Consider the following 20509-nt stretch of genomic DNA (forward strand, 5'->3'; position numbering starts at 1 on the left):
GTGACCGCAGGCCGTGCGATGCTGGCGGCCCAAAACAACGCGGATTGGTACGCGATGATGTGGGACGTGCGCGGGTCGCGCTATATCCGCGACAGGCATGGGTTTCGCGCAATTGATCCGCCACCACCCTATCATGGATGGGCGACAACAGTACCTGATGCGCCGATCAGGGCGATGATTGAGCCACTGTTGGGGCAACCGGGATTCGCGGTGAAGGATGGGTCCGGGCAACACGATCTGACCGCCATCGGATTAAAGCAGATGTTCAACGCGACGTGGCTTTGGCACGCACCTGATTTTACGGTGGATGTCAGCGATTGGGTGCAGGTCGATACCCCCGCCGCGCTTGCGCGCTGGGAACAGGGATGGGGCGACAACGCGCCCACTGATCAACGGCAATTTCCAGACGCGATTTTGTCACGCGCGGATGTGCGCATTTGGGGGCGCCAGCACGGTGACCGGTTCGATGCCGGGGTCATCGCCAATCTGTCGGATGACTGTGTGGGGCTTTCAAACAGCTTTGGCACGAATGCGCGGGCATCCGCGACGGCACTTTGTGCCGGATTTGGGCAAGGTCGGCCCGTTGTCGGCTATGAACGCGGCAGTGCGCTGACCGAGGCTTTGAAGACAGGTTGGGAACCAGTGGGCCCTTTGACGGTCTGGAACCGGGCCTTTACGGGACGCCGACCAGAACCCCCGCATTGACGTGGCGACAAGGCGGGACGTTGCGGCGTTCGATTGAATAGTTGTTGGTGTTGATCGTCCTCTGTCGCCAAACCGCACCTGTCATTGCCAAATTAAGCAGATTGTTTTTGCGGTCCGGCATTGGTTCGCGCTAAATGGTCAGATGGTTCCAAAGGCACTCAATGCATTCTGTCTGATCATGCGTCGCGGTTCATTGGCGGGTGCTGCGACCGATATGAACCTTAGTCAGCCTGCGGTGTCGCGGTTGATTTCAAATCTTGAACATGAACTTGGCTTCGCACTTTTCCATCGGGACAGACGCGCATTGCGGCCAACGGACGAGGCACGGCGCTTTTTTCAGGAAGCCGAACGTATCCTCGCCGGGATTGAGCAATTGGCCAATATCGCCAGCGATATTCGCAAAGGGACCGGTCAGCAGGTGCGCGTTGTCGCGATGTCACGCTTGGCAAACAGTGTGCTGCCGCGTGCCGCGATACAGTTCCGCAAAATCATGCCTGACATCGCCCTGACGCTAGAGACCCACCATCGTCGCGAAATGGAGCGCTGGTTGACAGGCCGTCAGTTCGACGTTGGGTTTGGACCGTTGCCTATTGATGACAACGTAAAGCTTGATATCCGCCCGCTTGGTAGCACACAGGCGGTTGTTGTTCTACCGAAAGGACATTTTTTGGGTGCGCGGGACAAGGTGTCGATCCGCGATCTGTTGGACGAGGAATTGCTGTCACTGACCCCCGATACATTGCTGCAACAACAGATTGATGCCGCATTTACAATCGCGGGCGTGAAACCACGCGTCGGTATTCAGACCTCGTCATCATTGATTGCGATTAATCTGGTGGGGCAGGGCTGGGGGTATACGATCACGGATGTTTTCACAGCCTCATGCGCCAGCGGGCCGGTTGTCGTGCGCCCACTGGCCGATGCCCTATCGCTTGAGTTTGGCATCCTGACACCGCGCGGTGCCGCGATATCACCTGCGACAGAAACCTTTATTGATTGCATGACAGACGCATTTGCAGCGTTTTGATCGGGCAGGCTGAAAACGCCGACCTTCAACGTAATCCCATGTCGAAACGATGATCGTCAGGGCGTCCATGATCGGATTGCCAAAATAACGCTCCTCAGCAAAGCGCATCCACTCTTGCGTTTTTTGCAACTTAATGTCTAGTGATTAATTTTTTCTGACATATTTAGAACGAATTCTCCGGAAAAATCAGCTGTCGAAGATGTGGTCAAAATGTCCACAGCTTGAGAACAGATCATGGCAAGGAGTTAGTTAAATGTTTTGGTCACTTAAAAAGAGCCTTTTAGTCGGAACGGCAATGTCCCTTCTTGCCACGTCATCGGTCGCCCAGGACGTGACTTTAACGGCCTTGAATGGCGATGTGACGATTGAGGGTGAGTTGCTGTCGTTTGATGGCGCGGTCTATACGTTGGGCACGGTTTTGGGCACTTTGACGCTGGATGCGGATATGGTGCGCTGCGATGGTGCGGGCTGTCCTGTCACGACCTCTCAGGCGTCAGAGTTTCGGATTTCCGGGTCACGCACGCTGAGCAAGGATTTGATCCCAAGCCTGCTGCGCACCTATGGCAGCGACAAGATTGACGCTTTTGGCGCGATTAACCGCACAGCGGCACAAGCTGGCGCGGCCAATTATGAGGTGGTTTCAACCTCCGGTGACATGATCGCCGCTGTGGATATCGCGCCCTCAAACACGACCGATGGTCTGTCCGACCTGCTGCGCGGTGAGGCGACGATCGCTCTGGCGTCCCGCCCGGCCCGCAATCGCGAGGCCCGCGCCTTTGAAGAGGCCGGTCTGGGCGATATCCGCGCGACCCAAAACGAACATATCGTGGCGCTGGACGGGCTGTTGCTGGTGACCTCACCTGACAATCCGGTGCGCGCGATCACCGAACAGAACGCGGCCCTGGCCTTTGCCGGGCGGATCACCAACTGGGCCGAACTGGGTGGCCCCGATGCGCCCATTAACATCTACGTGCGCGACACCAATTCCGGCATCCGCGAGGTGTTTGACAACCTGCTGATGCGCCCCAACGGCCTGCAAATTGCCAATAACGTCATTCTGGTGCAAAGCGATGAGGCCCTGTCCCAGATCGTGGCCGTGGACCCCAACGGGCTGGGCTTTACCAACTTTGCCGATGGGGATGGCGCCAAGGCGCTGGCCATCGAAGGGGTCTGCGGGCTGCAAACACCGCCCAACGCCTTTACCATCAAAACCGAAGAATACCCGCTGACCCGCCTGCTTTACATGTACACAGCCACCGACAGGCTGCCGGTGCACGCCAAGGGTATGTTGGATTTTGCGCTGTCCGAAGAGGCGCAGGGCCTGATCTCTGAGGCCGGGTTCATTGACCAGACCATCCGCGAAGCCTCGGTTGACAGTCAGGGCCTGCGTGTGGCCTCGGCGGTGGTGGCCAACCGCGACTTTTCCACCTTCCCGCAATTGCAGCAGATGATGGAACAGCTGATTAGCTCTGACCGGTTGTCGACCACCTTCCGGTTTGAGACAGGGTCAAGCAATCTGGATGCGCGCGCGCAAGACGATATCGTGCGTCTGGCCCGGCTGCTGAGCAGTGATGCCTACCGCAACAAAGAAGCCGTATTCGTGGGCTTCACGGACTCCGTCGGTGATCCGGAACTGAACCGGCAATTGTCCGAACGCCGTGCCGGGCAGGTTGTGCAGGAACTGCTGGATGAAAATCCAGACCTGCAATCCAATGTGGCCCTGCAAACCATCGGCTACGGCGAGATTTCCCCACTGGGCTGCAACGAGACCAACACCGGGCGCCGGATCAACCGCCGGGTCGAGGTCTGGGTCCGCGATGTGGTGGCGCGCAACTGATGCGCCGCCTGCCCCACCGCACACAAAACACCACGGATTTGACACACAGCTGTCCCGATATCCGCGTAGCAGACCTCCAGATGAGGACAAAACGATGAAATTCCTACAAACACTCACACTGGCCGCCCTGGCCGTCATACCAGCACAACTGACTGCACAATGCGACCCAGGGGAGCGCGTGACGCGCTTTAGCCTGATCACTGCATTGCAAGGCCATCCCAAAGGCGAAGCAGCCATGGCCTTTGCCGAGCAGATCAACACACAGCTTGATGGGACACTTTGCGTCGAGGTGTATGGCCGCAGTGAGCTTTACAATGATGACGACGTCTTTGACGCTTTGCTGAACGACGACGTGCAATTTGCCGCCCCTGGTGTGACCAAATTCGGCGCCTATTCGGACCAGTTTGAACTGTTCAACCTGCCCTTCCTGTTTGACGGCCCTTTGCAGGTCATGGCGTTCCTTGAAACGGAAACCGCCCAAAGCATGACTGATGGCATCACGGACGACGGCTTTGTCGGACTGGGATATTGGGCCAACGGCATGCGTCAATATTCGGCCACTGTGCCGATGCGCCTGCCGGGTGATGCAGCCGGGCTAAGCTTTCGTGTGTCTTCCAGTTCGCCTGTCACAGCAGAAGTGCTGCGCCGCATGGAAATTACGCCCGTCAAGTTGTCGTTCAGCAAAGTCTACGACGCGCTCGCCTCGGGCGAGGTGCAGGGACAGGAAAACACCTGGGCAAATATCCAGAAGGAAGAATTCTATCTGGAACAGGCCGCGGTGACTGAAACCAACCACAATTATATCGGTTATCTGGTGGTGACGTCACAGGCCTTTCTTGACAGCCTTGACCCGGAAACCCGACAGGCGGTTGTCGATATCATGGCCCTCACCACACATGAGCGAAACCGCTTTGCCTATGAAATCAATCAGGCGCGGCGGCAAGATATTCTGGATGATGACGGTGTGATCATCCGGCTGACACCAGAAGAGCTGGCCGTTTGGCGCGCCGAGATGAAACCGGTCTGGGATCAATTCCGGTCGTCCATTGGCGGCGATCTGATTGATGCCGCGGTCGAGGTCAACGCGACGGTTGATCCCTTCAACTAATCCCACGGGATGCGTGGCGCGCTATTTGCGCGCTGCGCGTTCTGGGTTTCAGCCTGCCAGCTTGCTATCAAAGACATCCTGCAACACACGCGCAAACGCGTCAGCACGCGGATGTCTGTCCCGCCGCGGCGGCAAGAAATATCCAAACGGCACATTCATTTCATGGCGCCATGGCACAAGCGTGATGTCCTGCGCCACTTCAGGATCCAGCGCCACAGAATCGGCAAAAGTGAACCCCAGTTTGCTTTTGACCAACCGATACGCCGCCGACCCGACAGAGACCTCGTGTTTGATGGTCAGCGGCGCACCCGCCCGGTGCATCACCTGATCCACAATGCGCCTGATGACGGTCGTGTCGTCCAATGCAATATAAGGCACATCAACCAGATCGGCTGGCTCCAGTATATCGCGACGGGCCAAAGGATGATCCTTCGGCAGCGCGACCTGCAACGCGGTTTTGCCCAAGACATTTGGTTTGATCGTCTCGACCGGTACTGGCAGCGCCGAAATCCCAAGGTCAAACCGGTCGTTCATAATGCGCCTGCCAAGGTCCCGTCTGGGATAAATCTCAAGCTTGACGGGCGTGTCGGGTTCGACGTTTGCAAACTGCGCGATGGCGGGCAGGACCAGCCCGTTTACGATTCTGGTGTGACAGATCAGGCGCAGGGGCACCGGGGCATCGCTGCGGATTTGTGCGAAGAAATCAGGGATTTGATCCACCTGCGCAAGAATGCGCAAGGCTTCCGGGTAGAACTGCTCACCTTCCGGGGTGGGGATCAGCCGCTTTTTGTCCCGTCGGAAAAGTGTGACGTCAAATTCTTCTTCCAGAATTTGCAGCAGGCGGCTGGCGGCTGATTGGCTGAGGTTGACGCGATCAGCAGCGCGCGCAAGCGTGCCTTCTTCCATAACAAGGGCAAATATCTTGAGGCTCTTGAGGTTCATATTCGAAAAATCCGAACTATAATTCTGATAATTGCGTTTTTTCTATTCTATGGCGGCGATTAAGGTCCAGTGATAGTTTGAAGGTGCGCCAAGACGCACCAGTTGTTTCTGGGAGGAAAAACATGAAACGTCGTGAATTCATTAAAACCGGTGTCTCTGCCGCTGCGATTGCTGTTGGGGCTGGACCTGCATTGGCCGAATGGGCGCCGCGCCGCCCGATCAACGCCATTTTGCCGTACTCTGCTGGTGGCGGCACTGATGCGTTGGCCCGTGCCGCGGCTGCATCGGCTGACGGCATTTTGCCAGTACCTTTGGTGATCGTGAACAAGCCGGGCTCATCCGGTATCACAGGTGCGACCGAAGCCGCCGCTGCCCGCCCGGATGGCAATACCGTTATGGTCACGTCAGCGGGGTCTTTCTTGCTGACCTCAATGTTGCGCGACACGGATGTGAACCCGTTTGACAGCTTTCAGATCATTGCCCAGATCGGCAACCTGACACCTGCTGTTATCGTTCCTGCCAATAGCCCGTTCCAGTCGGTGCAAGACCTTGTGGATGCGGCAAACGCAAACCCTGGCAGCCTGCGGTGGGCGCATAACGGGCGTGGCGGTTTCCACCATGTGGCCGGACAAAGCTTTTTGAACCGCAACGCCCTGCAAGCGCAGGATGTGCCGTTCAAAGGGGGCGGCCCGACACGTGCTGCTGTGATCGGTGAACAGGTTGATTTTGCTTTTGTCGGCATCCAACAGGCCGCCGGTTTTGAAAACGAACTGCGGGTTCTGGCGCTGGCCGCACCAGAGCGTGATCCGGTCCGTGATGATGTCCCGACATTGCCTGAGCTTGGGTTCGATTATGTGCCTGTGTCCTCGCCCATCGTGTTCTTTGCACCAAATGGCACCGATCCCGAAGTGATCACCGGCATGGAGGCCGCGTTGAAGGAAATCACCGAAACGCAGCAGTTTGCCGATCTGATGCTGGAACGCGGCAACGTGCCTGCCTTCCTGAGCGGTGCCGAAACCGAGGCCCGCCTGCGTCAGATGCAAGTAGACACACAGCCCGTAATCGACGCGCTTTCAGAGCAGGGCTAGAATTGTCCGCAGGTCCCACTCCCGCCTCGCGGACCGTCGCCGTGGCACTGATCCTTTTGGGGGTCGGTGCCACGTTTACGAGTATGAACATCGCATTGGATCAATACGGGCGCTGGGGCGCGCGCATCTTTCCTTTGGCCGGTTCGCTGTCACTGGTGGCGCTTGGCGTTGCTGAATGGTGGGGCGCACGCGGCAGGCCTGCGTCACCTGCGTTGAACCGGGCACATCTGCCAGCGATTGCGGCCCTCTTGGCCTTGGCGATCGCCTATGTTTGGGTCATGGCGCAGTTTGGTTATCTGATCAGCACCGCTATCGCCGCCCCGATCGCCTTGTGGATTTTTGGCGTGCGCAATGTGATTGGGCTGTGCGCTGCTGCTGTGCTGTGCCCTGCGATCTATCACTTGGTCTTTTTTGAACTGTTGGGTGTCTTTCCCCCCTTGGGGCGTTGGTTTGACTTGCTTGATGTTTTTGGTGGTTATTGAACAATGGAAATTTTTGCCGCACTCGCCAGCGTTCTAGGCGATCCGGTCCTGCTGGGCTGGGTGTTTCTGGCTGCAATCGTTGGCATGATCGTGGGCGCAATTCCGGGGCTCACTGCCTCTGCTGCGATTGCCATGCTCTTGCCGCTGACTTTCTATATGGAGCCACTCCCTGCGCTGGCATTTTTATATGTGATCGGGAAATCCGGGCGCTATGGCGGGTCAATTGCGGCTATTCTGTTTAACACCCCCGGCACGGCGGCATCAGCGGCCACACAGTTGGATGGGTATCCGCTGGCCCGCCAAGGCAAAGCAGGCAAGGCGATGAAAGTCGCCACGATTTCATCCGTCATCGGTGATTTTACTGGCGAGATATTGTTGATCGTCGGCGTCGCATGGATTGCGACCATCGCACTTAAACTTGGCCCGCCAGAGCTGTTTGCGGTGTATTTTGCGGCCTTTATTGTCATCGGTTCCGTGATTGGCAAATCCGTCACGCGTGGGCTGGCATCAGCGGCACTGGGTGTGTTGGTCGCGATGATCGGGCTTGATCCGATCAGTTCAACCGAAAGATTTACCTTTGGCAGCTTTGATCTGACCAATGGGATCAGCCTTGTGCCCCTGATGATTGGGATCTTTGTACTGGGCGAGGTGTTTGCCCAGATCGAAGAGCGCGGCAAAACCACCGAAATGGTGCCGGATGGCGATGATGCGGCACGCAACGGGCTGACCTGGGCGGAATACCGGCCCTGCATCCCGCATGTGATCCGGTCGTCCTTCATTGGATCATTCATCGGAATGCTGCCCGGCCTTGGTTCAGCCATTGCAGCGTTTGTGGCTTACGGCGAAGGTAAGCGACGCGCGAAAAACCCCGATGACTGGGGCAAAGGCGCGCTGGAAGGGGTCGCTGCACCCGAAGCGGCCAATAATGCGGTCAGCGGTCCGTCCATGGCGCCGCTTTTGACGCTGGGCATTCCAGGGTCGACAATTGGTGCAATCCTGATTGGGGTCTTCCTGATCCATGGCATCCAGATCGGGCCGACACTGTTTTTGACCTCACGTGATCTGGTTTTCGCGCTGTTTGCCTGTGGTCTGATCGGCATCGTGATGTACGGTATTATTGGCTATTATGGCGCCGCTTTTGTGGGGCGGTTCATCACCCGCATTCCGACCAAAGTGCTGTACCCTGTAATCTTTTTGACCTCTTTTGTGGCGGCCTATACATCGCGGGGGAACCTGTTTGATGTTTATGTCATGGTGGCGGCAGGTTTTCTGGGGTGGCTTATGCGTAAACTTGATTTCAATCCGGCCGCCTTCGTTATCTCATTCGTATTGGCCGGCGGCGCCGAGGAAGCCTTTCGACAAGCGCTTTTGTTGTCTGACAATGGCCTGATGATCTTTGTGACGCGGCCCATCGCACTGCTGTTCCTTTTGATCGGGCTGGCGGCGCTGGCGGTGCGGGTCCGCAGCCTGAACCGACAAGCGCGCGCTGTCGCGTTGGAGGATGCATGATGCCGCTTCCTTTGGATGGTATGCGCGTGATCGACTGGACCCATGTTTTGGCAGGGCCAGCCTGTTCTTACTATCTTGGCCTTCTGGGGGCCGAGGTGATCAAGGTCGAAAGCCTAACAGGTGACGCGATGCGGCATCGTGGCGGTACTGATGCGGCGCTGGCTGCCGCAGGGATGAGCACGGCATACCAGACCCAAGGTGCAGGCAAACAATCAATTGCGCTGGACCTTGAAACCGACGCTGGACGCGCGGTTTTTCATCGGCTGCTTACGTCAGCGGACGTGTTGGTCGAAAACCACCGTCCTTCGACCTTGGCCCATCTTGACCTGTCCGAGACGCAAACGCGGGCCATTAACCCGCGCCTGATCCATTGCGCGATGACAGGGTACGGACGTGGCAACGCGATGGCGGATGTCCCCGCATATGACGTCAACATTCAAGCGATCAGTGGTTTGATGGCACTGACGGGCACTGACGAAAGTGGGCCGATACGTACCGGCGCGCCAATCGTGGATTACGCCACCGGTCTGGCAGGCGCATTGGCTGTGACCGCCGCCTTGATGCAGCGGCACACAACAGGCGAAGGTGCTTTTGTCGACGTATCAATGCTAGAGACCGCTTTCAGCCTGATGAGTTCGACCATCACAGATTATCAGATGACCGGGACGCCACCGAAACCACGTGGAAACGCCGCAAACAGCCGCTCTCCGTCATCGGGGACATTTGCGTGTCTGTCCGGGCATATCAGTTTGGGCGTCAATGAAGATGCACAGTTCAGGCGGATGGCCACCGCACTCGGACGCGCGGATTGGCTGGATAATCCCAAGTTCGCCACCGCAGTTGCACGGGACCAAAATCAGGCGTTGCTGGCCGAAGAATTAGTCGCAGTTTTGGTAACGCAAAGTGCAGAACACTGGGAAGAGGTCCTGATCGCCGCACAAGTGCCCGCAGCAAGATTGCGAACACTTCCCGAGGCGCTGGCGTTGGCACCAGCAACCACCCGCAAATTTGCGTCAAGGGGGCCAGCCAATGGTGTCGGCATACCCTTCGCGATTGCGGGCGAGGCGACAGCCAAGCATACAGACACGCCACCGTCATTGGGTTGCGATAGTGAATCTGTTCTGCGTGATTTGGGCTATAGCGAAGATGAAGTTGATGCATTGCGCCAGAATGGCGTGATTGCGGCGCCCCCGAAATGATAAATTAGGCGTGAAGGCCAAAGTCACCTGACCTGCGCTACTCACCCACGGCCAGCACATGCTCTGCCTCATGAAAAGGGCAGGCGACAAAGTGATTGCCGCCGATATCCTCCAGTATAGGGCGCGCCTGCGCACAAGACGCTTGCGCCTTGGGGCAGCGGGTGCGGAACACGCAGCCCGATGGCGGGGCCAGCGGCGAGGGCAGTTCCCCTTCAAGGATTGGGCGCGGTCGTGCTTTTTCCAAGATGGGGTCAGGGATCGGTACTGATGCGACCAGGGCTTGGCTATAAGGGTGTTCCGGCAAGGTTGTCAGCTTATGACTGTTTGCCGTTTCCATCACCCGGCCCAGATAAAGCACCAACGTGCGGTCGCTGATATGTTTCACCACGCTTAGGTCATGGGCGATGAAAATCATCGACAGCCCCATGTCCCGTTGCAATTCCATCAGCAGATTGATGACCTGCGCCTGCACCGACACATCCAAGGCCGAGACGGGTTCGTCACAGATAATCAGTTTGGGCTTCAGGATCAGCGCACGCGCGATTCCGATCCGCTGGCATTGCCCGCCTGAAAATTCATGCGGATAGCGGTTGATCAGATTGGGCAGCAGGCCCACCCGTTCCATGATCTGGCCAACGCGCGCTTTGACGTCCTTGCGCGATGTATTGGGTTCATGGGTAACCAGCGGTTCGGCAATAATTTCGCCCACCGTCATGCGCGGGTTCAACGCGGCCAGCGGATCTTGAAAAATCATCTGCACGTCGCGCCGGTGCACCCGGCGTTCGCTCGGGCTCATATTGGCAAGGTCATGCCCTTCGAACATGATATTCCCACCCGACGATGGCAGCGTGCCAACAACTGCGCGGGCGATGGTCGATTTGCCCGACCCGCTTTCGCCCACAATCCCAAGGCATTCGCCCGGTTGAATGTCGAACGACACCTCGGATACAGCATGCAGCTTGCGCGGCGGTGTCCACGGCCATGATCCCGGGCGGCGCACATCAAACGTAACCGACAGATTGCGAACGGATAAAAGCGGCTCCATCATGCCACCTCGCTGACAGGTAAGTGGCATGAGCGGCGGCGTCCTTCATGCAGTTCAAGCGGTGGTCGGTCGCTGCGGCAGTGATCCAGCTTGACCGGACAACGCGGCGAAAACGGGCAACCGGGCGGCAGGTTGGACATATCAGGCGGCTCGCCCGCGATCGTCACTAATTCGCCTTCGTCGACGTCCAGTCGCGGCACCGCTTTCAGCAAACCGCTGGTATAAGGATGGGTCGGGCTGGCAAAGATGCCTTCGGTGGTCCCTTCTTCCATGATCTGCCCGCCATACATCACCAACGTACGGTCACAGAACCCGGCCACCACGCCAAGATCATGAGTAATCAGGATAACAGCGGTGCCGAAATCCTGCCGGATATCGCCCAAAAGCTGCATGATTTGCGCTTGCACCGTCACATCAAGTGCAGTCGTCGGTTCATCCGCGATCAGCAGGCGTGGTTGGCAAAGCAGCGACATCGCAATCATGATCCGCTGGCGCATACCGCCGGAAAATTCATGCGGGTACATCGTGACACGGGCGCGGGCGTCGGGGATGCGGACGGCATCCAGCATCTGCACAGCCTTTTTCACAGCGTCCGACTTGCTCATAGCATAATGAAGGGTCAGCACCTCGGCCATCTGATCGCTGATCCGCATATAGGGGTTGAGCGATGTCATAGGGTCCTGAAAAATCATCGCAATCTGACGACTGCGGAATTTGTTTAGCGCGTTCTGTTTCAGCGTTAACAAGTCGATTCCGTCAAAACGAACCGCACCGGTCGCGCGTCCGTTTTTAGCCAAAAGCCCCATAATCGCAAAAGCGGTCTGGCTCTTGCCCGACCCGCTTTCACCGACGATGGCCAGTGTTTCACCCTTGTCGATGTTGAACGACAGCCCGTTGACGGCATGCACATCGCAGTCGGCGGTGTCGAATGTGACCATCAGGTCTTCGATTTCCAAAATAGGCATGTTTCTAACGGTCCTTGGGGTCTAGCGCGTCGCGCAACCCGTCGCCGACAAAGAAGAAGGCGAAGATGGTAACGACGAAGAAGAAAAGCGGGAAAGAGATTTGCCACATGTACCCGAATTGCATGGTGCGTGACCCTTCGTTGATCAGCGCACCCAGCGATGTGGCGGGTTCCTGTACCCCCAATCCTAGAAAGCTGATGAAGCTTTCAAAGATGATCATATTGGGGACCAGCAGGGTGGCGTAGACAATCACGATGCCCAGCAGGTTGGGCACGATATGGCGCAAGATAATCTTGCTGGGGCGCACACCGGTGGCGACCGCGACCTCGACAAATTCCTTGTTCTTGATCGTTAGGGTCTGCCCCCGCGCGATCCGCGCCATATCGAGCCAGGAAATCAGCCCGATGCCAAGGAACAGCATAAAGATCGAGCGGCCAAAAATCACCAGCATCAGGATCAGCACGAACATAAAGGGAATGGACATCAGCACATCGACAATCCGCATCATGATCCCGTCGACACGGCCACCATAGTACCCCGCCGTCGCGCCATAAAGCGTACCGACGATCACGGCGACAAGCGCGCCAACTATACCCACCATCAGTGAAATACCGGTGCCCATGGCCGTGCGCGCAAACAGGTCGCGCCCGTTGCTGTCGGTGCCAAAATAGTGGCCGGTTTCCAGCGAAGGCACGCCCAGATAGGCGTTGCTGCCGATCAAGCTGAAGTTCACGAAATCGGGTTCGTATTGCGCAAACATGCCCCCGAACAGGGCGAAGGCTGCCACCAAGCCCAGCATGACCAGTGAAATCACCGCCGCGCGATTGCGGAAAAACCGGATACGGGCGTCGGCCCACAGGGACCGGCCCTTGACCTCGGCCAATTGTGCGGCGTCGCCGATGCCTTCAACGGCTGCTCTGTTGGGAAACATATCTCAGACCCCCTTAATAGCGGATCTTGGGGTCAATCCATGCGTAAAGGATATCGACCACAAGGTTGAACAGGATTGTCAGGGTGCCCACCAGAATGGTGATCCCCATGATGACGGAATAGTCGCGGTTAAAGGCAGAGTTCACAAAGAATTGGCCAATGCCGCCGGTGGAAAAGAACACATCAATAATCACCGATCCGGTGATCATGCCCACGAAAGCGGGGCCCAGATAGGACAGGACCGGCAGAATCGTCGGCTTCATCGCGTGCCGCCAGATGACGCGGCGCATCGGCAGGCCCTTGGCTTGGGCGGTGCGGATAAAATTGGTGTTTAGCACCTCCAGCATCGACGACCGGGTGATCCGGGCGATGGATGCCATGTAGGATGTGGATAGCGCAATCACCGGCATAATCAGGAACTGCCATTGCCCGCCGTTCCAGCCGCCACCGGGCAACCAGCCCAGCCAAAGGGTAAAGACCAAAAGCAGGATAGGGGCCATCACAAAATTCGGCAGCACCTGCGCGCCGATGGATACGCCAACAGCAAAATAGTCGATCCATGAATTCTGTTTAATTGCCGCAGCAACACCAAGGGACACACCAACGGTGACAGCCACGACAAACGACCAGAACCCATAAGTCAGCGTCACCGGGAACCCTTGGGCGATAACTTCATTCACGGTGCGGTCTTTGTATTGGAACGACGGGCCGAAATCGAACTGCGTCACAACGCTGACGACATAGTTGATGATCTGTTTCCAAAACGGCTGATCCAGCCCGTATTTGGCTTCGATATTGGCCAGCACCTCGGGCGGTAAAGGACGCTCGGAATTAAAGGGGCCGCCGGGGGCCGCATACATCAGGATGAACGACAAGACGACCAGTATCAAAAGGGTCGGAATAGCGACGGCAAGGCGTCGGATCACAAAGCTCAGCATATGTCAGGTGTCCTAACAGAATGGGAAAACCGCGCCTCAGATGGGGCGCGGTTTATCACGTGATGTGATTACTCAGCGATCTTATAAAGATCTTTGGAGTACCAGTTCTGTTCAAAGTTCTCGTAGGGCCAACCTTCGAGGTCTGTCGCATACATATAGTCTGCGGCGTAGTGATAGATCGGAATGATCGGCGTATCTTGCGCGATAAACTCCTCAACCCGGTCATAGTTGGCTTGCGGGTTGTCTGATGTTTTGGCTTCGGCCAGCAGCGCATCAACCTCGGGGTTGTTGTACTTGCTGTCGTTATAGCCTGACTCGGATTGCATCAGATCAAGGAAGGTGGATGCTTCGTTATAGTCGGCACACCAACCACCGCGGGCCACATCAAAGTCGCCGTTGCCGCGCGCCTCAAGGAATGTCTGCCATTCCTGATTGGCCAGCGTCGTTTCCACACCCAGCGTCTGTTTCCACATCTGGCTGATTGCAATCGCGACAGACCGGTGGGAATCGTCGGTGTTATACACCAGATCAATGCTCAGCGGGTTGTCAGAGCCATATCCAGCCTCGGTCAGCAGCTCTTGCGCCATCTCGTTCCGCTCAGCCTGCGTCATGGTCGCCATGGGAATATCGGGCGTTTCAAACCCGGCAGTCGCCCAGTGCGTGAAGGTGTAGGCAGGCTTTTGCCCGGCGGCCAATACGTTTTCCGCAATAACATCACGGTCGACGGCGAGGCTAAGTGCTTTGCGCACATTAGGGTCTTGCAGTTCTTCGGGTGCGCCGTCACGCAGGTTGAACATGTAGTAGTAGGAACAGGCCTGTGGCACGGAATTGGCCTGATCAGGGAATTCGGCGGAAAGCCGCGGGAACTGACCTGCGGGAATATCGGTGCGGTCCAATTCACCGGCTAGATAACGGGTCAACGCTACGTTTTCGTCGGTGATAACCAGCTTTGTCACTGTTTCAAGGATCGTATTTTCGTTGTCCCAGTACATTGGGTTCCGGGTCCGTACCAACCGTTCTTGTGGCACGAATTCACTCAGCACATAGGCGCCGTTGGACACCATGTTTTCCGGCAAAACCCAGTCACTGCCATGTTCTTCGATGGTGGCCTGATGAACGGGGAAGGTCGTGCCATGCGTCACCATTTGCGGGAAATACGGCAGGGGTTGCGTCAGGCGGACCTCAAGCGTGACATCATCGACAGCAGTGACACCCAGTTCGGATGGGTCCATATCACCGGCGATGACGGCACCGCCGTTTTCAATCGACATCAGGTCCATGTACCAGCTGTAGGGGGACGCCAGTTCAGGTGACGCGGCCCGCTGCCACGCATAGACAAAATCGCCAGCTGTCACAGGATCACCGTTCGACCATTTGGCGTTGTCGCGCAGGGTGAATGTGTAAACCAAACCATCTTCGCTCATCTCATGGCTTAGCGCGACACCGGGGATCAAATTGCCGGCGGCATCCTGATTATACAGACCTTCAAACAGGTCGCGCACGACATCGGCACCATCAACATCCTCAACAAGTCCCGGATCAATCGACGGGCTTTCGTCCCCAACGCGGTAGGTAAACGATTGATCAGAGGCGAGCGTTTCGCCGGTCTCGGGGTGTGTGGCATGGCCGTCGGCATAAAGCGCGCCGGTCGTGGCAATCAATACGGCAGAGGTGGTTGCAAGCAGTCTGGTTCTGAGTGTCATGTGATATCTCCCTTTTGTTGCGTCTTTGGCGACGCAATCATTTACAATGGGGCGCGTTATGCGCTGATGGGGATATCTTTTGATGCCACCGAACAAATGGCAAGGTTAATTGCAGGTTGACCCCGCGACAGTTCTTTTTGTGCCGAAATCATAGAGCGTACGCGTAGAGTATAGAAGAATTTCAGTAAATCTGCGCAATTATCGAAACGGGACAAACACGTTGCCCCGGTAAGATAAATTCAAATCGATGACTTTCGTTATTGCAAGCGGAAGGATGCAGAATCGCCAGCGCCCTGATCCACGGTGAATTTCACACGGTCATTTCCGCGCGCTTCCACAAGTTGGCAGTTGTAAGGGATAGGGTCGCCGCCCCAGCTTAATTCGCGGCAGAAATAACCGTCTTGCCAGCTCCAGTTGCCATCAATTTCCCAGCCAATGGCAGATCCGTCGATATCGCCGTTGGGCAAAACTTGAAGGCGAACACCGTAAAAGAAGTTGCGCAATTCTTTACCTTGGACCAGCGACAGGAAAGTCGCTTGATCTTTTACAGGTACATAACTGTCAGCGGCCGCAGGTGCAGCAGCGGTTGCAAAGATCAAAGATAGGATCGCGTATTTCATCGGTGCCTCCGTTATCAGCAGGATGTTATCTATACGCAGTGATCTGCCGTTTGGTTCACTCTTGGCGATCGGGTTTATGTTGAAACGGCAGGGATTGCCTATTTTTGGGCGGGTTTTCCCAATCTGGGACGCAAAGTAGCTGTTTCAGTCTTCCAGCGCTTTGATCATGTCCACACGCGTGGCATGGCGTCCGCCCCCGAAATCGGTGAACAGGAACGCATCCACAATCTTAAGCGCTGTGGCGTTGTCGATCACCCGTGCGCCCATCGCCAGCATATTTGCGTCGTTGTGTTCGCGGATCATTTGCGCCGAAAACACGTCAGAGCATACGCCGCAGCGGATGCCCTTGACCTTATTCGCGGCCATCATGATCCCTTGACCGGTCCCGCACAAGATAATCCCGAACGTGCAATCGCTTGACGCGACCCGCCGCGCAGCAGCTTCACCATGGGCGGGGTATGGTGTGCTTTCGGGTGTCGTGGGGCCGATATCAACCGCCTCCCATCCTTTGGCAGTGATATGGTCCGCAATTTGCTGACGCATCTCGATGGCGGCGTGATCGCTGGAAAGAACGACGCGTTTGTTGGTCATGGGGTCTGATCCTTATTGGCCGGCTATCAAATGCCCAGCACATCCATCATGTCATATTCGCCGGGGTTTTTGTCTTGCCCCCAAAGGGCGGCTTTCAGCGCACCACGCGCAAAAATTGCACGGTCTGTCGCAAGGTGGCGCAGCACAATCCGTTCACCTGCGGCGGCAAACAGCACATCATGTTCGCCCACGATATCGCCGCCCCGAATGGCGCTGAACCCGATGTCACCCTTTTTGCGTGCACCTGTGATCCCGTCACGCCCGCTGTCGCTGACGTCGCTCAGGGATACGCCGCGCCCTTCGGCGGCGGCCTCGCCCAGCATCAGGGCCGTACCAGATGGGGCATCGACCTTTTGGTTGTGATGCGCTTCGATCACTTCGATATCAAAATCATCATCCAAGGCTGCGGCAACGCGTTTGGTCAACTGGACCAGCAGGTTCACACCCAAAGACATATTGCCAGCGCGCACAATCACGGCATGGCGGGCCGCGGCATTGATCGCCTTGAGGTCATCTTCGGACAGCCCAGTGGTGCCGATCACATGCACCGCGCGCGCTTGTGCCGCCAGCCCTGCGAAATCGACCGTCGCAGCAGGCGCGGTAAAGTCAATCACCGCTTGCGCCTTTGCAAACACCTCGACCGCGTCGTCGGTCACATCAACACCAATCGGCTGTCCACCCATCATAGTGCCGATATCCTGCCCGACCCAATCGTGGCCTGACCGTTCCAAGACGCCCACCAGATGGCATTTATCCGACGCAAGCACTGACCTAATCAGCATTTGCCCCATTTTGCCTGATCCGCCTGTGATCACGATGCCCGGTGTATCTGTCATGTTGTTGTCCCTCTTCTTGGACCTTCGTTTAGCGCCGGATCGCCGCTGACGCAAAGCCTTGCTTGGCATCGGCTGCCACAGCGCTTAAATGAACCCTATGGCAAAGAATTCAAATCGAGACGGCAAAGCCCCCACCCAGCGCATGTTGCGCGTGGGCGAAGTGATCCGCCGCACCCTGTCCGAAGTCCTGCAACGCGGCGACGTGCATGACGATGAACTGGCGCGCATGTCCATTACGGTCGGCGAGGTGCGGATGACATCCGATTTGCGGATCGCGACGGCCTTTGTGCTGCCCTTGGGTGGGCATGGGAAACAAGAGGCGTTAGAGGCATTACGCCGCAACCGCCACGAAATCCGGCATTTGGTGGTCAAAGGCGGCACGATGAAATTCGCGCCTGAACTACGGTTTGAAATTGACGGGACGTTTGACCAGATCGACGCGACGCGCGCATTGCTGGCAGAGGATCATGTCCGTCAGGATCTGGACGACTGATGCGCTGGCTGGTGGGCGTCCTGCTGTTCTGGGCCGTGCCCGTAGCAGCGGTGACCTGCGAGGATGTGACCTATAAGGGTCTTAGCTATACAGCCTGCACGGTTGATGTCGCGTCCGAAAGCCTGAGCTTGTTTCACCGCGATGCCGATGGCACCCTGATCGGCAGCTTTGGCGGGATCGAAGATTTGCCTGAAATAAACCGTCTGTCTTTTGCGATGAACGCAGGCATGTACCATGATGATCGGTCCCCGGTGGGGCATTACCGCGAGGATGGTATCGAGACGATGCGCGTCATTCCAAACGCAGGGCCCGGTAACTTTGGTCTGCTGCCCAATGGGGTGTTTTGCATCAATGATGATAGCGCGCAGGTTTACGAGACGCTTGATTATATCGCCCGCGCGCCTGACTGCCGTGATGCGACGCAATCCGGGCCGATGCTGGTCATCAATGGTGCGCTACATCCACGGTTCTTGGTGGACAGCACATCGCGGTTCATCCGCAACGGTGTGGGCACAACAACCGATGGCGACACTGCCGTTTTTGTGATTTCCAACGACAGCGTGACGTTCCATGAATTCGGCAGCTTCTTTCGCGATTATCTGGAACTGCCAAACGCGCTGTACTTTGATGGAAAAGTGTCGCGACTGTACGCGCGCGACCAAGGGCGCAGTGACTTTGGATTTCAGTCGCTGGGGCCAATGGTTGCAGTGACCGAGTAAGGCGTTGAAGATCAGGGCTACCGGCCCATGATCACCGTGCAAAGCTATGCCTCGCAACGATAAAGCCTAACGGGCTTGGTTGACCCTCGTGCGATCAGCCCTTTGGCCTCCAAATCCAGCTGCACAGCTTTAAGCCACCAACCCGCCTTGGCACCGCCCGGAAACACATCTTCTGACAGATGCTCAAGCAGCGCCGCTTTCGCCTCGGCAACTGTGATACCGGGTGCTGTGTTGGGCAAAACCGGCATCAGTGCTTCACGCATAGCCATGTATTTGACGCGATCAACGCGGTCCGTCCGCTGTGGCGATGTGATGCTTTCGATTTCTATCTTGCTGTCAGTCTCAGACATGCAGCTCTCCTTCCACGACAATTTGGGGATTGCGGAAGCCCATCCTGACCCATGCGCCAAAAAGGCGGGTAGGGGTGTGTCGGGGGAGCCCCCGACCTACGTAGGCCGGGGTTCTCCCCGGCAATCCAACACTTGCCTTATACGAAAGGGCCAACGACGGCCCGCGGGTTGGCATCGGTCACGTCGCTGTCGCGCGATTTATGCCAGCCACCTATGCCGAAACGTCTGCCAAACGGGTGGCGTGGATGACAAAATTTCGAAGGAAGGTTTTGGCAGGAAGGGCGAGCTGAAGCGGTGAGAACTTACGTTTGGCGCTCGATTTCCCCAACACCATGTTATTTCATAAACCGTAGTTTAGAAAGAATGCCTGCGAAGAGACACCGAAATCTATGTAGAAAAGTTGCGGAGTGAACGACAAGAAGAAACAAAGGAAAAAAGAAGCTGAAGAATGCAAGAAAGTGACCGGTTGAAAGCATTTCATATTTTACTGATGCAAAGGCGGAGCATGCGAAAGCCATCAAATAGGCAACGGTCACTCGAACCCAAACTTTCATTATGAAGTCCCAGAAAGTCATGTTGATCTCATTGAGTCTGCGCAATGTATTCATTCGCCGAGTTACCCAAGAAGTCTAGTGCTTCCAGCGCCCACCATCTACCACAAGGTGAATTTTGATTTCGGTTCCATTTGTCTGTGGGCATACGTAGTGTCCGCGACCACTCTCTAAATGCTTGATCAAAGTCTTGGCGTTCATCGCAGTCGCTGAGGTCCAACGAGTTGAAGGCAACTGTGTCGGAAGTATCCGCATTAGACCAAACACTGCCGGGGCTCATTGCGATCAGATAGGGACCTCGATCAGGTTTCTTTCGAAAGCCAAGATCGTCACCGAGCGCAATAAGTTTCCTTGCGGTAGTTACGTCATAGGAGTCTATAGCTCTGTCGCACCTGTTATCAGCCGCAAATTCAAAGTCTCTAACCCAGCCCAAAGTCGGCCACATCGTTATTGCTTGGTCGGCAACCTGGGGGGTACTGGCAGTAATTGGATCAAGACCCGCATCAAAGGCGTTGCACGCAAGCTTATACCGTGCACGGTTTGAGGCGTTAGGTGAAGTCGGAAAAGCTACGAAACCATAAGCGTAGAATTCCTCGGGCGGGAATTGGGTCATACCTCCGTACATTCGGGTCGTCGCAATGACGTCGTTGCTTGAGTCTGATGAGTTTTGTGCCTGTATTATGGCGTAGGTGAGAAACGCAGCGCCAACGAATAGAGCACCACCTCCATCTATCGATCCATCTGAACCACCACTGTCCCCACCACCCATGCAGCCGCTGCAAAGGAACAAGGCACATGCAAGCAATGAATTATTTTGTGTCTTTGCGCAATGGAAGCGTCTAGGGAATAAACTCATTGTGCCTACTGAATA

General features: G+C 56.4%; 21 protein-coding genes. 10 read left to right on the top strand and 11 right to left on the bottom strand.

All coding sequences use genetic code 11. The annotated features are described in order from the left end of the window. The 4 genes from RCCS2_RS16665 to RCCS2_RS16680 all read left to right on the top strand — a co-directional run bounded on the left by RCCS2_RS16665 (position 1) and on the right by RCCS2_RS16680 (position 4677). The gene (locus RCCS2_RS16665) at positions 1-705 is read left to right on the top strand and encodes a hypothetical protein (protein ID WP_037294440.1); all 705 of its coding nucleotides are present in this window, start codon (positions 1-3) and stop codon (positions 703-705) included. A 142-nt stretch (positions 706-847) separates the two neighbouring features. Then, positions 848-1732 (top strand): LysR family transcriptional regulator, encoded by an 885-nt coding sequence (locus tag RCCS2_RS16670; RefSeq protein WP_008236436.1) that lies wholly within the window; start codon positions 848-850, stop codon positions 1730-1732. 253 nt (positions 1733-1985) lie between these two features. Continuing rightward, positions 1986-3569, top strand: coding sequence for a phosphate ABC transporter substrate-binding/OmpA family protein (locus tag RCCS2_RS16675; RefSeq protein ID WP_037294441.1), 1584 nt, complete (start codon positions 1986-1988; stop codon positions 3567-3569). 94 nt (positions 3570-3663) lie between these two features. Next, entirely contained in the window at positions 3664-4677 is a 1014-nt protein-coding gene (locus tag RCCS2_RS16680) for a DctP family TRAP transporter solute-binding subunit (protein WP_037294443.1), read from the top strand. Between the two features lie 48 nt (positions 4678-4725). Here RCCS2_RS16680 and RCCS2_RS16685 read toward each other — a convergent pair whose 3' ends face one another. After that, a complete protein-coding gene (locus RCCS2_RS16685) occupies positions 4726-5619 on the bottom strand; it encodes a LysR family transcriptional regulator (protein WP_037294445.1) in 894 nt (297 codons plus the stop codon). Positions 5620-5741: 122 nt separating this feature from the next. Between RCCS2_RS16685 and RCCS2_RS16690 the strand changes: the two genes are divergently transcribed. From RCCS2_RS16690 to RCCS2_RS16705, 4 genes are read left to right on the top strand one after another with little or no spacing between them, the layout of a single operon-like run. Continuing rightward, positions 5742-6707 carry a tripartite tricarboxylate transporter substrate binding protein gene (locus tag RCCS2_RS16690; protein ID WP_008236444.1) on the top strand — a complete coding sequence of 322 codons (966 nt, stop codon included), beginning with the start codon at positions 5742-5744 and terminating at the stop codon, positions 6705-6707. Positions 6708-6748: 41 nt separating this feature from the next. Further along, positions 6749-7189, top strand: coding sequence for a tripartite tricarboxylate transporter TctB family protein (locus RCCS2_RS16695; RefSeq protein ID WP_232204298.1), 441 nt, complete (start codon positions 6749-6751; stop codon positions 7187-7189). Between the two features lie 3 nt (positions 7190-7192). Then, positions 7193-8698 carry a tripartite tricarboxylate transporter permease gene (locus tag RCCS2_RS16700; RefSeq protein ID WP_008236448.1) on the top strand — a complete coding sequence of 502 codons (1506 nt, stop codon included), beginning with the start codon at positions 7193-7195 and terminating at the stop codon, positions 8696-8698. Continuing rightward, entirely contained in the window at positions 8695-9897 is a 1203-nt protein-coding gene (locus RCCS2_RS16705; protein ID WP_008236452.1) for a CaiB/BaiF CoA transferase family protein, read from the top strand. Before RCCS2_RS16700 ends, RCCS2_RS16705 begins: the two co-directional genes overlap by 4 nt. Positions 9898-9934: 37 nt before the next feature. On the opposite strand, the gene RCCS2_RS16710 is transcribed toward RCCS2_RS16705, so the two are convergent. The 8 genes from RCCS2_RS16710 to dapB all read right to left on the bottom strand — a co-directional run bounded on the left by RCCS2_RS16710 (position 9935) and on the right by dapB (position 17525). Continuing rightward, a complete protein-coding gene (locus RCCS2_RS16710; protein ID WP_008236453.1) occupies positions 9935-10942 on the bottom strand; it encodes an oligopeptide/dipeptide ABC transporter ATP-binding protein in 1008 nt (335 codons plus the stop codon). After that, a complete protein-coding gene (locus RCCS2_RS16715; protein WP_008236454.1) occupies positions 10942-11907 on the bottom strand; it encodes an oligopeptide/dipeptide ABC transporter ATP-binding protein in 966 nt (321 codons plus the stop codon). Before RCCS2_RS16715 ends, RCCS2_RS16710 begins: the two co-directional genes overlap by 1 nt. 4 nt (positions 11908-11911) lie before the next feature. Beyond that, positions 11912-12838: an ABC transporter permease subunit gene (locus RCCS2_RS16720; protein WP_008236455.1), complete on the bottom strand. Its 927-nt coding sequence runs from the start codon at positions 12836-12838 to the stop codon at positions 11912-11914. Between the two features lie 13 nt (positions 12839-12851). Beyond that, on the bottom strand, positions 12852-13775 hold the full coding sequence (gene oppB / locus RCCS2_RS16725; RefSeq protein ID WP_008236456.1) for an oligopeptide ABC transporter permease OppB: 924 nt from the start codon (positions 13773-13775) through the stop codon (positions 12852-12854). Between the two features lie 68 nt (positions 13776-13843). Next, a complete protein-coding gene (locus RCCS2_RS16730; protein WP_008236459.1) occupies positions 13844-15478 on the bottom strand; it encodes a peptide ABC transporter substrate-binding protein in 1635 nt (544 codons plus the stop codon). Between the two features lie 257 nt (positions 15479-15735). Further along, positions 15736-16098, bottom strand: a complete 363-nt coding sequence (locus tag RCCS2_RS16735) for a hypothetical protein (protein WP_008236463.1) — start codon at positions 16096-16098, stop codon at positions 15736-15738. Positions 16099-16242: 144 nt separating this feature from the next. Further along, on the bottom strand, positions 16243-16689 hold the full coding sequence (gene rpiB, locus RCCS2_RS16740; RefSeq protein WP_008236464.1) for a ribose 5-phosphate isomerase B: 447 nt from the start codon (positions 16687-16689) through the stop codon (positions 16243-16245). A 26-nt stretch (positions 16690-16715) separates the two neighbouring features. Beyond that, on the bottom strand, positions 16716-17525 hold the full coding sequence (dapB, locus tag RCCS2_RS16745; protein WP_008236467.1) for a 4-hydroxy-tetrahydrodipicolinate reductase: 810 nt from the start codon (positions 17523-17525) through the stop codon (positions 16716-16718). 97 nt (positions 17526-17622) lie between these two features. Between dapB and rbfA the strand changes: the two genes are divergently transcribed. After that, a complete protein-coding gene (gene rbfA, locus RCCS2_RS16750) occupies positions 17623-18018 on the top strand; it encodes a 30S ribosome-binding factor RbfA (RefSeq protein WP_008236470.1) in 396 nt (131 codons plus the stop codon). Further along, complete coding sequence (locus tag RCCS2_RS16755; RefSeq protein ID WP_008236472.1) at positions 18018-18737, top strand: phosphodiester glycosidase family protein; 720 nt, start codon at positions 18018-18020, stop codon at positions 18735-18737. The genes rbfA and RCCS2_RS16755 overlap by 1 nt, the downstream gene beginning before the upstream one ends. A 44-nt stretch (positions 18738-18781) precedes the next feature. Here the strand turns inward: RCCS2_RS16755 and RCCS2_RS16760 are convergent, their stop codons facing one another. Then, positions 18782-19087, bottom strand: coding sequence for a DUF6958 family protein (locus RCCS2_RS16760; RefSeq protein WP_008236474.1), 306 nt, complete (start codon positions 19085-19087; stop codon positions 18782-18784). Between the two features lie 582 nt (positions 19088-19669). Next, positions 19670-20251: a hypothetical protein gene (locus RCCS2_RS16770; RefSeq protein ID WP_156788602.1), complete on the bottom strand. Its 582-nt coding sequence runs from the start codon at positions 20249-20251 to the stop codon at positions 19670-19672. Positions 20252-20509: the final 258 nt, after the last annotated feature.

The sequence above is a fragment of the Roseobacter sp. CCS2 genome, from assembly GCF_000169435.1.
In the GTDB taxonomy this organism is placed as follows: domain Bacteria; phylum Pseudomonadota; class Alphaproteobacteria; order Rhodobacterales; family Rhodobacteraceae; genus Yoonia.

Bases quoted from the DNA above. Each gene is read 5' to 3' on its own strand.
- RCCS2_RS16670 (WP_008236436.1), top strand. From the start codon at position 848: ATGGTTCCAAAGGCACTCAATGCATTCTGTCTGATCATGCGTCGCGGT.
- RCCS2_RS16675 (WP_037294441.1), top strand. From the start codon at position 1,986: ATGTTTTGGTCACTTAAAAAGAGCCTTTTAGTCGGAACGGCAATGTCC.
- RCCS2_RS16680 (WP_037294443.1), top strand. From the start codon at position 3,664: ATGAAATTCCTACAAACACTCACACTGGCCGCCCTGGCCGTCATACCA.
- RCCS2_RS16685 (WP_037294445.1), bottom strand. From the start codon at position 5,619: ATGAACCTCAAGAGCCTCAAGATATTTGCCCTTGTTATGGAAGAAGGC.
- RCCS2_RS16690 (WP_008236444.1), top strand. From the start codon at position 5,742: ATGAAACGTCGTGAATTCATTAAAACCGGTGTCTCTGCCGCTGCGATT.
- RCCS2_RS16700 (WP_008236448.1), top strand. From the start codon at position 7,193: ATGGAAATTTTTGCCGCACTCGCCAGCGTTCTAGGCGATCCGGTCCTG.
- RCCS2_RS16705 (WP_008236452.1), top strand. From the start codon at position 8,695: ATGATGCCGCTTCCTTTGGATGGTATGCGCGTGATCGACTGGACCCAT.
- RCCS2_RS16710 (WP_008236453.1), bottom strand. From the start codon at position 10,942: ATGGAGCCGCTTTTATCCGTTCGCAATCTGTCGGTTACGTTTGATGTG.
- RCCS2_RS16715 (WP_008236454.1), bottom strand. From the start codon at position 11,907: ATGCCTATTTTGGAAATCGAAGACCTGATGGTCACATTCGACACCGCC.
- RCCS2_RS16720 (WP_008236455.1), bottom strand. From the start codon at position 12,838: ATGTTTCCCAACAGAGCAGCCGTTGAAGGCATCGGCGACGCCGCACAA.
- oppB (WP_008236456.1), bottom strand. From the start codon at position 13,775: ATGCTGAGCTTTGTGATCCGACGCCTTGCCGTCGCTATTCCGACCCTT.
- RCCS2_RS16730 (WP_008236459.1), bottom strand. From the start codon at position 15,478: ATGACACTCAGAACCAGACTGCTTGCAACCACCTCTGCCGTATTGATT.
- RCCS2_RS16735 (WP_008236463.1), bottom strand. From the start codon at position 16,098: ATGAAATACGCGATCCTATCTTTGATCTTTGCAACCGCTGCTGCACCT.
- rpiB (WP_008236464.1), bottom strand. From the start codon at position 16,689: ATGACCAACAAACGCGTCGTTCTTTCCAGCGATCACGCCGCCATCGAG.
- dapB (WP_008236467.1), bottom strand. From the start codon at position 17,525: ATGACAGATACACCGGGCATCGTGATCACAGGCGGATCAGGCAAAATG.
- rbfA (WP_008236470.1), top strand. From the start codon at position 17,623: ATGGCAAAGAATTCAAATCGAGACGGCAAAGCCCCCACCCAGCGCATG.
- RCCS2_RS16755 (WP_008236472.1), top strand. From the start codon at position 18,018: ATGCGCTGGCTGGTGGGCGTCCTGCTGTTCTGGGCCGTGCCCGTAGCA.
- RCCS2_RS16760 (WP_008236474.1), bottom strand. From the start codon at position 19,087: ATGTCTGAGACTGACAGCAAGATAGAAATCGAAAGCATCACATCGCCA.
- RCCS2_RS16770 (WP_156788602.1), bottom strand. From the start codon at position 20,251: ATGACCCAATTCCCGCCCGAGGAATTCTACGCTTATGGTTTCGTAGCT.